The organism is Asanoa hainanensis (assembly GCF_900188485.1).
Classification (GTDB): Bacteria; Actinomycetota; Actinomycetes; order Mycobacteriales; family Micromonosporaceae; genus Asanoa; species Asanoa hainanensis.
In genome coordinates, this window is sequence record NZ_FZPH01000001.1 from 485,386 (window position 1) to 498,510 (window position 13,125).

At 72.3% G+C, this 13,125-nt stretch carries 10 protein-coding genes; 1 reads left to right on the forward strand and 9 read right to left on the reverse strand.

What is annotated here, in order from left to right:
• Position 1 precedes the first annotated feature (1 nt).
• Positions 2-514, forward strand: coding sequence for a histidine phosphatase family protein (locus CHC05_RS02295; protein ID WP_089244086.1), 513 nt, complete (start codon positions 2-4; stop codon positions 512-514).
• On the opposite strand, the gene CHC05_RS02300 is transcribed toward CHC05_RS02295, so the two are convergent.
• From CHC05_RS02300 to CHC05_RS02340, 9 genes are read right to left on the reverse strand one after another with little or no spacing between them, the layout of a single operon-like run.
• The gene (locus tag CHC05_RS02300; RefSeq protein WP_089244088.1) at positions 507-2,207 is read right to left on the reverse strand and encodes a peptidase M16 family protein; all 1,701 of its coding nucleotides are present in this window, start codon (positions 2,205-2,207) and stop codon (positions 507-509) included. The genes CHC05_RS02295 and CHC05_RS02300 overlap by 8 nt on opposite strands.
• Positions 2,204-3,181, reverse strand: a complete 978-nt coding sequence (locus CHC05_RS42265; RefSeq protein ID WP_144022450.1) for a hypothetical protein — start codon at positions 3,179-3,181, stop codon at positions 2,204-2,206. Before CHC05_RS42265 ends, CHC05_RS02300 begins: the two co-directional genes overlap by 4 nt.
• A 46-nt stretch (positions 3,182-3,227) precedes the next feature.
• Entirely contained in the window at positions 3,228-4,070 is an 843-nt protein-coding gene (locus tag CHC05_RS02310) for a methylenetetrahydrofolate reductase (protein WP_089244092.1), read from the reverse strand.
• Positions 4,060-5,718 (reverse strand): choline dehydrogenase, encoded by a 1,659-nt coding sequence (betA, locus tag CHC05_RS02315; protein WP_089244094.1) that lies wholly within the window; start codon positions 5,716-5,718, stop codon positions 4,060-4,062. Before betA ends, CHC05_RS02310 begins: the two co-directional genes overlap by 11 nt.
• Positions 5,715-6,464, reverse strand: a complete 750-nt coding sequence (locus CHC05_RS02320) for a sarcosine oxidase subunit gamma (RefSeq protein ID WP_089244096.1) — start codon at positions 6,462-6,464, stop codon at positions 5,715-5,717. Before CHC05_RS02320 ends, betA begins: the two co-directional genes overlap by 4 nt.
• Positions 6,457-9,279: a 2Fe-2S iron-sulfur cluster-binding protein gene (locus CHC05_RS02325; RefSeq protein WP_089244098.1), complete on the reverse strand. Its 2,823-nt coding sequence runs from the start codon at positions 9,277-9,279 to the stop codon at positions 6,457-6,459. Before CHC05_RS02325 ends, CHC05_RS02320 begins: the two co-directional genes overlap by 8 nt.
• Complete coding sequence (locus CHC05_RS02330; protein ID WP_089244100.1) at positions 9,276-9,524, reverse strand: sarcosine oxidase subunit delta; 249 nt, start codon at positions 9,522-9,524, stop codon at positions 9,276-9,278. The genes CHC05_RS02325 and CHC05_RS02330 overlap by 4 nt, the downstream gene beginning before the upstream one ends.
• Before the next feature lie 16 nt (positions 9,525-9,540).
• The gene (locus tag CHC05_RS02335; RefSeq protein WP_089244102.1) at positions 9,541-10,743 is read right to left on the reverse strand and encodes a sarcosine oxidase subunit beta family protein; all 1,203 of its coding nucleotides are present in this window, start codon (positions 10,741-10,743) and stop codon (positions 9,541-9,543) included.
• Positions 10,740-13,124 carry a GcvT family protein gene (locus CHC05_RS02340; protein WP_089244104.1) on the reverse strand — a complete coding sequence of 795 codons (2,385 nt, stop codon included), beginning with the start codon at positions 13,122-13,124 and terminating at the stop codon, positions 10,740-10,742. Before CHC05_RS02340 ends, CHC05_RS02335 begins: the two co-directional genes overlap by 4 nt.
• Position 13,125: the final 1 nt, after the last annotated feature.

Below are 13,125 nucleotides of genomic sequence, written 5' to 3' on the forward strand. Positions count from 1 at the left end.
GATGCTGTTCCTCGCCAGGCACGCCATGCCAGCCCTAGACCCCGAGGTCCGACCCGAACACTGGGAGCTCGACGCCGAGGGCCGGCAAGGCGCGGAGACGCTCGCCGGTCTCATCCCGCCGGACGTCCTGCTCGTATCGAGCGAAGAGCCGAAAGCACGCCAGACACTCGAGCCCGCCGGCCAAGTCGACACCGACGCCCGCTTCAACGAAGTCGCGCGCGACGAGCCCTTTCACGGTGACTTCCGGGCCCGCCGGCGCGCCTACCTAGCGCGCGCCGACCACCCTGGGTGGGAGCGACGCGACTTGGTCGTCGCACGGTTCGACGCCGGCATCCGGCACTGGCAGGCCCGCGCGGACGCCCGACCGCTGGTCGTCGCCACCCACGGCATGGCGATGGCCCTGTGGCTGGCCGACATCGTCGACCCGATCGCGTTCTGGGACGACCTTCGGCTGCCCGACCTGTTCGAGGTCGACCTGGCCGCCAGGACCGCGAACCGCGTGCCGCTCAGGTGATCTTGCGCATCCGGGCCACGTGGACCGCCCAGATCACGAACGAGGCCGTGACCAACAGCAGGAAGCCGAGCACGGTGAACGAGCCCGGCTCGCGTAGGGCGGCGTTCTCGGGGTTGTTCACCGGGTCGGCGAGGAGGATCACGGCGGCGTCCAGGACCGCGATCAAGCCCACGATCGACGCGAGCACGATCAGGACGATCAGGCCGGCCTTCGACGCTCGGCTCGGCGCGGCGGGCGTTCGGGGCCTCGGCCGCGGAATCGCGGTCGGCTCTCGTGCCGGTAGCCGCATGAGGTTGCCGGGCGGAACGCTCGCGTCGATGCGGGCCAACTGGTCGGCTTTCACGGGAAAGACGGTGGGCTCGACCCGCACGGAGATGCCGTCCAGACCGATGAGCTGGCGACCGCCGTCCGGCCAGGCCATGGCGAGCGCGCATTCGGCGTACCGCACGGTGAGCGCATGGTCGCCGTCGACGACGCTGACGCCCTCGGCACCGACGACGAGTCGCGCCGCGCCGCCCGCCCGGGGCTGGTAGCGGAGTCCGTCGACCACCGTGTCGGAAAAGGCCGGGGCGAGCGCGTACCCGGCCCACTCCGCGTCGTGCCCGCGCGGCACCAGCAACAGCCCCGAGCCCGCGGTCTCCATCGCCACTTCGTGGAGGTCGTCGACGGTGACAGCGCGTACCTCGTCGAGAAGCTCTGCGGCGGTCTGGTGCGGGTGTCCGACCAAGGCGTTCACGGCGGCGGCCGGCAGCCGGGCCGCGTCGCTTCCGTCGTGGCGCAACGCCTCCTCCGCCTGCGTGCGCACGCTGTCGAGATCGGCCTGCTCGAAGCGGCCGACCTGGAGCTTGGCCAGCACGTCGACGAAGCCGCCGAGCACCGCGTCCTGCTTGTCGGGCACGGCGTCGGCGAACGCGGTGACGACGGCGAAGCCGGCGTCCCGCGGATCGTAGGAAGCGTTCGCCGTGTAGGAGTAGCCGCCCTCCTGGCGCAGTGACCGGTACAGTTCCCGCTCCAGCACCGCGGAGAACACCGACCCGGCCGTGCGCCGGCGGACGACCGCGTCGAAGACGACGGCGTTGAAATGCGCGGTGAAGTACGCCGGCGTCGTTGGCAGCGCCGACGACGGCTGCGGCACGGGTCGGCGAGTCCCTTCGGGCAGGTTAAGCCTCAGCCCGGCGGGCACCTGGTCGGCGGTCACCCACAGCACGGCGTTCTGGCGCGTGAACCAGGTGGCGGCCCACTCCCGCACCTCGTCGGCGGTCAGCCGGGGCAGGCCGAACTCCTCGAAGCTGACCAGGCCGTGGCCCTGCGCGCCGTACCGCCACAGCGGCATCGACTCGTTGGCACCCGTCTTGCGGGTGGCCGCCTCCGTACGCAGAATGTCCTTTTCGGTCTCCAACCGGTCCAACGGCAGGTCGGCGAGGGCGTCGCACACCGCCATCAGGTGCTTGACGACGTCGTCCTCGGACCCTCGCAGGTGGAAGTGGGTGACCACCGATCCCGTCGCGCCGTTGTGGTGATAGTCGCCGAGCCCGACGCCGTGGAGCGCCAGGTGCTCCAGGAGGTGCGTGATGCCGGCGGTGGCAAGGGTCTCGTCGGCCCGGCCCACCCGGAAGGCCAGGCCGGCCGCGACCGGGCCGCTCTTCGGCGCCAGGAGGGTCTGCACCCCGTCGACCTCTGTCTCCCCGATCACGGGCGAGCTCCCTTCTTGAACGCGTGGTCGCGGAGCGATACGAACTCGGCCACCTGGTCGTCGAAGTATTTCCAGGGCGTCTCGTCGGCGAGGTTCCCGCCGGCCAGCAGCGCTTCGTAGTGCTTGGCCGCGGCGGGTTGGTTGTCGCCCATGCTGAACGCCATCGCGAACGCGCTGTGCGCGGCCACCCAGCCGGGCGCCGGCTGGAACGCGGGGTTGAGCACGGAATGCTCGGCCGCCCACCGCAGATCCTCCTGAACGTTCACGCGCTTCAGATACGCCACCCCGGCGCCGGCGCTCTCGTCGCGGATCACGAGGAGGAGATGCTCGATGTGCGCCAACGCGACCACGGCGCCGTTGACGGAGCCGGGCGGGGACGCCTCCGCGCACTCGTCGGCGAAGCTGTGCATAGCGTCGTACGAGCCGCCCCACTTGGGACACAGCTGCTGAATCATGACCTGCTGCGCGGGAAAGAAATGCGGCACCGCGCGCATGGCCTTCTCGTAACGCCTGCGCGCCTCGGCTTGTCCCAGGCCGAGCCCCCGCGCGGTGTGGAGTCGCTCGGTCCACGCGCTCGTGTAGTCCGGATGCCGCGCGGTCACCTGGATCAGGATCTGCTCCGCCCGCCGCAGATGCGCACGGAAACCCTTCCACTGCTCGGCGCTGACCTCGTTCCCCCAGGCCCCCGTGCGGATCTCCCAACCGTCTTCGACAAGCCGCCAGGCCCACAGCGTCCCGGCCAGCGCCGACGTCGGATCCGCCGCGGCGGCCTCCTCGGCGACGGCCCGATCGAGCAGCCGACCGGCGAGGCCGATCGCGATCTGGTGCAGGACCGGGTCGGTGAGCTCACGGAATCCGGCCTCGACCCCATGCCAGTCCCCGGTTTTCGCGGCATCACACACGCCACGAACTTCGGGAAACGCTGCGAGACGATCGAAATTCGGCGCGGGTACGGCGGTGGCGGGCGCTGACACATCGGGGAGCGTACGTGACGCGAGAGGTCTTCCCGTTGCCCATGGGTCAGCGGGCGTAGCGGGCGAGGAGGTCCTGGCGCCACCGTTCCGTTTCGGCCAGTTGGTTGAAGGTGAAGATGTGCAGGCCGGTCAGGCCCACCTCTGGTGAGCGCAGCGCTTTCGCCACGTTGCGGATGAGGGAATCCGGCGTGTAGCCGCCCGGGACCGCCAGCCGGGCGAACCACGACGGGTGGCGGGTGACGAAGCGGGTCGACTCGCCGACTCCGATCTTCGTGGCCACGCCGAGCAGCTTCGCCCGGTCGATCGGGCCCGCGAGGCCCAGGAACAACGGCAGGGGTACCTGGCGGCGGCGGACCCGGACCGCCCAGCGGGCGATGACGCGCGGGTCGAAGCAGAGGTTGCTCACGATGTAGGTCGCGTGCCGGCGCTTGTCCCACATCGACTGGATGGTGATGTCGTCCTCGATCGACGGATGGCTCTCCGGATAGCCGGTGATGCCCACCCGGGGGAACGGGTTGCCCAGCGCGCTGAGCTGGGCGAGGACCGGCAGGGCCGCGTCGTACGGGCCGAGCGGCGGATCGGCGTCGCCGGCCGGCACGAACACGTCCGATACGCCCGCGCGGACCAGCCGGTCCACCACCTCCGCGAGATGGGCCTCGCCGGCGAGAAGCCGGGCGGCGACGTGCGGGACCACCCGGTAGCCGGCCGCAGCCAGCCGTTCCGTCAGGTCCAGCGTGGGCTCCAGGCCCTTGGTGGGTGAGGCGGTCACGGTCACCGTGACGTCCGGTGGCACGGCGTCCCGGACCCGGCTCTCGACCGTCGCCGTCGGGATCACCTCGTAGCGGACGGTCGACAGCAGGCGCGTCAGCGTCGCCGGGTCATCGCGCATGGTCTCGGTGCCGGTAGAAGTCGGTCGCCACCGCGGGTTCCGGTGTGGCGCCGAGGATCAGGTCGGCGCTCTTCTCGGCCAGCATCATCACCGGGGCGTAGATGTTGCCGTTCGTGACGTACCGCATGGCCGACGCGTCGACCACCCGCAACCCGGTCAGGCCGTGTACGCGCATGCTGCCCGGGTCGACGACCGAGTCGGGGTCCGTGCCCATCCGGCAGGTGCACGACGGGTGCAGGGCCGTCTCGGCGTCGCGGCCCACCCAGTCCAGGATCTGCTCGTCGGTCTCGACCGCGGCGCCCGGTGAGAGCTCGCCGCCGTCGAACGGCGCGAACGCCGGCTGGCCGAGGATACGCCGGGTGACCCGGATGGCCTCGACCCACTCGCGCCGGTCCTGCGCCGTCGACAGGTAGTTGAAGCGCAGCCGCGGGTGCACCCGGGGGTCCAGACTCTGGATCCGCACCGTGCCGCGGGCGTCGGAGTACATCGGTCCGATGTGGACCTGGTAGCCGTGTCCGCCCGCGGGCGCCGAGCCGTCGTACCTCACCGCGATCGGCAGGAAATGGAACATCAGGTTGGGGTACGCGACGTCGTCGTTGCTCCGGACGAAGCCACCGCCCTCGAAGTGGTTCGTGGCGCCCGGTCCCGTGCGGCCGAGCAGCCACTTGAGCCCGATCCCGGGCCGGTGCCGCCACTTCAGGTACGGCTGCACCGACACCGGCTGCGTGCACGCGTGCTGCACGTACACCTCGAGATGGTCCTGCAGGTTCGAGCCGACGCCCGGCAGGTCCGCGACCACGTCGATGCCGAGGGCGGTCAGGTCGTCGGCCAGGCCGACGCCGGAGAGCTGGAGCAGCTGTGGGGAGTTGATCGCGCCGCCGCACAGGACGACCTCGCCCGCGCGGACCTGGCGCAGCGGGCCCGAGCCCTGCCGGTATTCGACCCCGACCGCCCGCGTGCCCTCGAAGAGCACGCGGGTCACCAGCACGCGGGTACGCACCTCCAGGTTGCGGCGCCGCATCGCCGGGCGCAGGTAGGCCCCGGCCGCCGACAGCCGCCGTCCCCCGTGGATGTTGCGGTCGAACGGCGCGAAGCCCTCCTGCCGGTAGCCGTTGACGTCGTCGGTCAGCGGATAGCCGGCCTCCTGCACCGCCGCGAAGAAGGCCTGGAACAGCGGGCTGGACGCAGGGCCGCGTTCGAGCACGAGCGGGCCGCCCCGGCCGCGGAAGGTGTCGTCCGGGTCGGCGGCGAGGCAGTTCTCCATGCGCCGGAAGTACGGCAGGCAGTGCGCGTAGTCCCACGCCTCCATGCCCGGGTCGGCCGCCCACCGCTCGTAGTCGAGCGGGTTGCCGCGCTGGAAGATCATCCCGTTGATGCTGCTGGACCCGCCGAGCACCTTCCCCCGGGCGTGGTAGATCCGCCGATCCTGCAAATGCGGCTCGGGCTCCGACGAGTAGCCCCAGTCGTAGAACCGGTTCCCGATGGGAAACGTGAGGGCGGCCGGCATGTGGATGTAGACGTCCCACGGATAGTCCGGCCGTCCCGCCTCGAGCACCAGCACGCGGTTGGCCGGGTCCGCCGAGAGCCGGTTGGCGAGCACGCTGCCCGCGGATCCCCCACCCACGATCACAAAGTCCACGTCGGTCACTCGGGCTCCCCTTCGACGTATTCGACCGCCGCGTCCAGCAGCCACCGGGCGAGGTAGTCGGCGAACGACGCGCCGACGAAGACCCGATAGGTCGCGGGTGCGGTCTGGTGCAGGATCACCTGGGCCTTGGCGAGGTTCGTCCGCGCGCACGAGCCGGGCCCGAACACGCGCGGATGCAGATCGAGAGCGCACCCGTGCGCCAGCACGTCCCGCGCCTGCGGCCCGCTCAGCTCCAGCACGGTCCGGCTCGCGGAAACGTCCACAGCGGACAGACCAATCGGTTCGCCGTCGGCGCCGATTGCGGCGGCGATGGCCTCCGCCAGACCCGCGCCGGAGGCACCGGCCGCGGGCACCGCGGCCACCGCCCCAGCGAACGTCGGGCCAGGTCCGCCTGCGGCAGGCACGGCCTTGCTCGCCTCAGCGAGCAAGCGACCGGGTTCACCGGACCCGGGTGCCGCCTGCCCGGCCTCCCCGGGAGCCGGGACGGGTTCGTCAACCACCAGGTACCAGCCGGGTCCGCACCACAGCGCGTAGCGCGGCCCGGTGCCGGTCGTGCCGCCGGCCGACGGCCAGGCGGCGGCCAGCAACGGCCCCGGGAACAGGGCAGCGCCGAGCCGCGCCAGCGCCGGGTCGGTGGGGTCGCCGCGCACCTCGTAGGAACGAAGGAACGGGATCTCGCGCAGCAGGCCGGTGGCCGCCAGGTCGGCGGTCAGGTGGGCCAGTGGGCTGCGCCGCCGGTCAGCCATCGCGGCGGGCTCCTTCGGCGTCGTAGAAGACCGGGTCCGTCACCACGACGGGGTGTGCCCGGCCGCTGTCGACCGCGTAGAACGTCTCGCCCCGGTGGGTCAGGCCGCCGGCTACCAGGGCCAGCGCGAACGACCGGCCCAGGGCCGCGCTGTGGTAGCTGGACGTGACGTGGCCCAGCATCGGGACCGGCGTCGGGGCGTCCGCGTCCACGACGAGTTGCGCTCCTTCGGCCAGGACCACCAACGGGTCGGCCGGGAGCAGGCCCACGAGGCGCTTGCGGTCCGCTCGGGCGGTGTCCGTGCGGGTCAGCGAGCGCTGGCCGATGAAGTGCTTGGCCGTCGAGACCGCCCAGCCGAGCCCGGCGTCGTGCGGGGTGACCGTGCCGTCGGTGTCCTGGCCCGCGACGATGAAGCCCTTCTCGGCCCGCAGGACGTGCATGGTCTCGGTGCCGTAGGGCGTGACCCCGGCCGCCGCCACCGCGTCCCAGAGGGCGAGCCCGTACCAGGCCGGCACGTTGATCTCGTAGCTCAGCTCGCCGGTGAAGCTGATCCGGAACACCCGCGCGGGAATCCCGGCCACCGTCGCGTCGCGGACCGTCAGGAACGGGAAGGCCGCGGCCGAGACGTCCAGCGCCGGCGCGAGCCGGCTCAGCACCTCGCGCGAGCCGGGGCCGACGAGGGCGACCGCCGCCCACTGGTCCGTGACCGATGTCGCCGAGACCCGCAGCGACGGCCATTCCGTCTGCAGCCACTCCTCCAGCCAGTCCAGCACCTTCGCGGCGTTTCCGGTGGTCGTGGTCAGGTGGTAGTGGTCGGGTGCGATGCGGGCCGTAACGCCGTCGTCGAAGAGCATCCCGTCGGCCAGGCACATCACGCCGTAGCGGCACTGGCCCACCCGCAGCGTCGAGAACCTGTTGGTGTAGACGCGGTCCAGGAACTCACCGACGTCCGGGCCACGCAGCTCGATCTTGCCCAACGTGGACACGTCCATCATCGCGACGCTCTCGCGGGCCGCACGGCACTCCCGCTCCACGGCGCGGTGCAGATCCTCGCCGGGCCGCGGGTAGTACCAGGGCCGCTTCCACTGCCCCACGTCCTCGAAGACCGCACCGGCGGCCTCGTGCCGTTCGTGCATCGGCGTCCGCCGCTCGGGATCCAGCAGGCGACCACGGTCCCGACCGGCGAGCAGACCGAAGGAGATCGGCGTGTACGGGGGCCGGTAGGTGGTCGTCCCGACCGCGCCGACGGGCAGGCCGAGCAGCCCGGCCAGGATGCCGACCGTGGTCACGCCGGTGGTGCGCCCCTGGTCCGCCGCCGTTCCCGCCGTGGTGAACCGCTTGACGTGCTCGCTGGAGACCATCCCGGCGCCGACGGCGCGCCGCACGTCGCGCAGGGTCGCGTCCCGCTGCAGGTCGACGAAGACGGAGTCGGCTCGCTCGTCGACCGGCCCGGTGAGCCAACAGGCGGCCGGCGCGCCCGTACCCGAAACCGAGTCGGTCGCGGGCGGCAAGGGCTCCTCACCGGTGGCGGCGGCCGCCTGCCAGCCCGCCTCCCCGCCTTCGGCGAGCGCGTCGGCCAGGTCGAAGGTCCCGGCGGCCGCGCCGACACACCAGACGGAGGGCACGGGATCGCCGGGTACGAACGCCGCATGGTCGAGAGACCACACTGGCCGCCCGCCCGCCTGGCTGTACAGGTGGACGGCCGGATTCCAGCCGCCCGACGTGGCGAGCAGGTCGCACGGGATCCGGCGGGCCTCCCCGTCGGTGCGTGCGATCCACACCGCCGACAGCACGCCGGACGCGTCGGCGTCCGTGCCCACCACGCCGTGCCCGGCGCTCACGACGACGCCCCGGTCCCGCAGGGCGCGGTGCACCTGGCCCTCCGGGAGCGACCGGACGTCGAGCACCGCGGCCAATTCCACACCCGCGTCCACCAGTTCAACCGCAGCCCACAACGCCCCGTCGTGCGCGCCGGCCACCACGGCCCGCCGCCCGGGCAGCACGCCGTAGCGCCACGCGTACCCGGCCGCCGCCGCGGCCAGCATGATGCCGGGGCGGTCGTTGTCCGGGAACAGGATCGGCCGCTCGTGCGCACCGGTGGCCAGCACCACCCGGCCGGCCCGGATGTGCCACAGCCGCTGCCGGGCCACGTGTGCCGGCGCGGCCAAACCGAGATGCTCGGTGCGCCGCTGCACCGCGACGAGGAAGTTGCCGTCGTAGAAGCCGGTCACGGTCGTGCGGGTCAGCACCCGCACCTCCGGCAGGGCAGCCAATCGGGCGTGGGTGTCGGCGACCCAGTCCATGGCCGGACGCCCGTCGAGGTGGGCCCGGCCGCCCAGCAGGTCGCCGCCCGGCGAGGGACGCTCGTCGGCCAGGATCACCCGCGCTCCGGTGACCGCCGCGGCGTGCGCTGCCGCGAGGCCGGCTGGGCCGGCGCCGACCACGAGCACGTCGCAGTGCGCCCAGGTCTTGTCGTACCGGCTGTCGTCGGGCTCGGCGCGAAGCTCCCCCTTGCCGGCCAGCGACCGTGCGACCAGTCCGTCGTACACCTCCAACGTCGTGGCCCGCACCATCGGCTCCCCCGGCCCGGAGTCGACCTGGACGAACGCGTTGGGCTCCTCGGCCGCGATGCCGTAGACGCCGCGCGGCCGGCCGGTGTACGGTCCGCGCGCCACGATCCGGACCCCGTTGGCGAGCAGCGCCGAGCTGAGCGTGTCGCCCGGATGTGCCTCGTAAGCCGTCCCGTCGAACTGGAACGTCACCGTCCGCCCCCGGTCGACCCGGCCGCCGTCGACGCGCCGGAACGGCTGGCTCATCGGGGTGCCTCGAACGCGTAGGTCACCGTGTGCCGGACCACGTCGAACCAGCGCCGGCAGCCGGCCGTGTGGAACCAGCGCTCGGCGAACCAGCCCTTGGGGTTGTCGTGCATGAACAGGTACTCGGCCCACTCGGCGTCGGACAACGTCGCCGGGTCGTCCGGATAGGCGACGTGCGCCTGGCCGCCGTACCGGAACTCGGTCTCGTCGCGCGGCCCGCACCACGGGCACGGCACGCTCAGCATCGCGGCGACCCCCCTTTCAGTGCGCGACCGCGGCCGCGCCGTGCTCGTCGACGAGGGCTCCGGTCGTGAAGCGGTCCAAGGCGAACGGCGCGGCGAGCGGGTGCGGACGGCCGTGGGCGATGGTGTCCGCGTACACCCAGCCCGCGCCCGGGGTGGCCTTGAAGCCGCCGGTCCCCCAGCCGCAGTTGACGAACACGTCCTCGACCGGCGTCAGGCCCAGCACCGGCGACGCGTCCGGCGAGACGTCGACGATCCCGGCCCAGGTACGCAGCACGTGCGCGCGGGCGAAGATCGGGAACAGCTCCACGGCGGCCGCCATCTGGCTCTCGATGACGTGGAACGAGCCACGCTGGCCATAGCCGTTGTACGCGTCGACGCCGGCACCCATCACCAGCTCGCCCTTGTGGGCCTGGCTCACGTAGACGTGGATGGCGTTGGACATGACGACGGTGTCCAGCACCTGCTCCAACAGCTCGGACACCAGCGCCTGGAGCGGATGGCTGGCCAGCGGGAGCCGGAACCCGAGCGAAGCCGCCAGCACCGAGGTGTGCCCGGCCGCGCACAGGGCGACCCGGGCCGCCTCGATGGTGCCGCGACTGGTCTCGACCCCCGTCACCCGGTCGCCGTCGCGGAGAAAACCGGTGACCTCGCAGTTCTGGATCAGGTGAACGCCGAGCCGGTGGGCGGCCCGCGCGAAAGCCCACGCGACGTAATCGTGCTTGGCGATGCCGGCGCGGGGCTGGAAGGTGGCACCCAGAACGGGGTACCGCAGCTCCTGTGACGTGTTGATGATCGGCACGAGCTTCTTCACCTCGGCCGGGGTGAGCCACTCGGCGTCGACCCCGTTGAGCCGGTTCGCGTTGACCCGGCGCACGCCCTCCCGCACGTCGGGCAGGCTGTGCGCGAGGTTGAGCACGCCCCGCTGGCTGAACAGGATGTCGTAGTCCAGCTCCTCGGACAGGCCCTCCCACAGCTTGAGCGAGTGCTCGTAGATGGCCGCGCTCGCGTCCCACAGGTAGTTGGACCGGATGATCGTCGTGTTGCGGGCCATGTTGCCGCCGGCCAGCCACCCGCGTTCGAGCACGGCCACGTTGGTGATCCCGTGGTTGCGGGCCAGGTAGTAGGCGGTGGCCAGGCCGTGCCCGCCGGCCCCGATCACGACGACGTCGTAGCCACGCTTGGGCGAAGGGTCGGCCCAGAGGAAGTCGGGGTGCGTCACGCGCGTAGCCGTTCCATGCGCGGGTCGAACAACGGCTCGGCGGCGACCGTAGCCGGCACACGGCGGTCGAAGTAGCCTATGTGGACGGTCTGGCCGGGTGTCGCCAGGGACGCGGGCAGCCAGGCGTAGGCGATCCCGGTGCCGACGGTGTAGCCGTACGCCGCGCTCGTGACGTGCCCGACGCATTCGTCACCGGCATACACCGGCTCCTTGCCCATGACGACCTCCGCGAGGGTCAGGCAGGTCAGCCGGCGGGCGAGGTTCGTCCGCGACGCCAGCGCCGACCGGCCGAGGAAGTCACCCTTGTCCAGCTTCACCGCGAAATCCAGGCCGGCCTCGTACGGGTCGTGCTCGTAGGTCAGGTCGGTGCCGAACAAGCGGTACCCCTTCTCCAGCCGCAGACTGGCGAACGCACCCCGGCCGCCGGCGACGATCCCGAGCTCCTGCCCGGCCGCCCACAGCGTGTCCCAAAGCTTGAGGCCGAGGTCGGCCGTGGTGTACAGCTCGTAGCCCAGCTCGCCCACATAGGACAGTCGCAGGGCGGTGACCGGAACGGTTCCGATGTACGTCCGCCGGGCTCGGAAGTAGCGGAAGGCCTCGTTGGAGAAGTCGTCGACCGTCAGCGACTGCACCAGGTCCCGCGCCCGCGGCCCCCAGACGCCGACGCAGCAGGTGCCGGCGGTGGTGTCGCGGACGGCGACCGAGCCGTCGGCGGGCAGGTGCCGGGCGAACCAGTCGACGTCGAGCGGGCCGTTGATGCCGACCTGGAACTCGTGCGGGCCGAGCCGGGCCACCGTGATGTCGCTGCGGACGCCGCCGTCGACGTCGAGCAGCAGGCAGTAGGTGACCGTGCCGACCGACCGGTCGACATTCCCGGTCGTGAGCCATTGCAGGTACGCGGCGGCTCCGGGGCCGGTCACCTCGACCCGTTTGAGCGTGGTCATGTCGTAGAGAGCCACCGTCTCGCGAGTCGCCAGCGCCTCGGCACCCACGATCGGCGACCAGTAGCGCGCCGCCCAGGGGTGAGGCGCCGGGACTTCGCGACCGGGCAGGAGAGCGGCGTTGTGGCCGTACCACTGCGGCCGCTCCCAGCCCGCGAACTCGAGGAACGCGGCGTCGAGAGCGAGCTGCCGGGGATAGAACGGCGTCGTGCGCAGCGGTCGCGGTGACTCCATCGGCTGCAGCGGGTGGATGACGTCGTACACCTCGACGTAGTTCTGGCAGCCCCGGGCCAGCACGTAGTCGGGCGCGAGCTGGTGGGGCTCGAACCGGTTGAGGTCGCACTCGTGCAGGTCGAACGACGAGCAGTGCCCGCGGGCGAGCCACTCGGCGACCGCCCGGGCCACGCCGGCCGAGTGGGTGACCCAGACCGCCTCCGCGAACCACAGGCCCGCCACCGCCGCGGACGGGCCGAGCAGCGGCATGTTGTCGGTGGTGAACGAGAACAGCCCGTTCATGCCCTCCTCGACCTTGGCCTCCCGCAGCGCCGGCAGCAGGTCCTGCGCGGCGGCCCAACCGGGCTCGAAGTCGTCGGCGGTGAACGGCAGCACCGACGGCATCGGCCCGGGCACGATGTCGTCGGCCGCGATCGGCATCGGGCGGTGCCCGTAGTAGCCGACGCCGACGCGGTCGAACCGCTCGCGCAGGTAGAGGTCGGCGTCCTGGTGCCGCAGGATCGGCCGCACCGCCTCCGCCTGCTGGCCGGCCAGCGCCGGAAGCGGATCGGTCCAGCCGAACTGGTGGGCCAGCGGCGTCAGGGGCAGGCTCTGACCCACCATCCGCGCGACACGCGGCCCCCAGATCCCGGCGCAGCAGACGACGATGTCGGCGGGCACCTCGCCACGGGACGTGACGACACCGCTGACCCGGTCGCCCACGACCCGGATGTCCAGCACCTCGTGGCCATCCAGAACCCGGACGCGCGCTCGGGCCAACTGCGCCGAGACCGCCTGGACCGAGTTCGCCACTCCGTCACCCGGCACGTGCAGTCCTCCGAGGACCGGGCCCAGCAGGTCGTGAAGGCCCGCGCACTCGGCAGGAGAGAGCACCCGCCCGGCGCCGCCCCACGCGGTCAACCAGCCCTGGCGGCGGTGCAGGTCGGCCAGCCGCGCCTCGCTCGTCGCGACCTCGAGGCTGCCCACCGGCGCGAAGCAGCCCAGGCGGGTCAGCTTGTCGATGGTGTAGCGGGCGAACCCTGTCATCACCTTCGCGGCGTTGGTCTGGAACACCAGGCCGGGCGCGTGCGAGCTCGACCCGCCCGGCCGCGGCAGGGCGCCCTGCTCGACGACGGTGACGTCGGTCCAGCCCAGCGCCGACAGCTCGTCGGCGAGCGCGGCCCCGACCACGCCGGCTCCGATGATGACGACCCGCGGCGCTGCCATG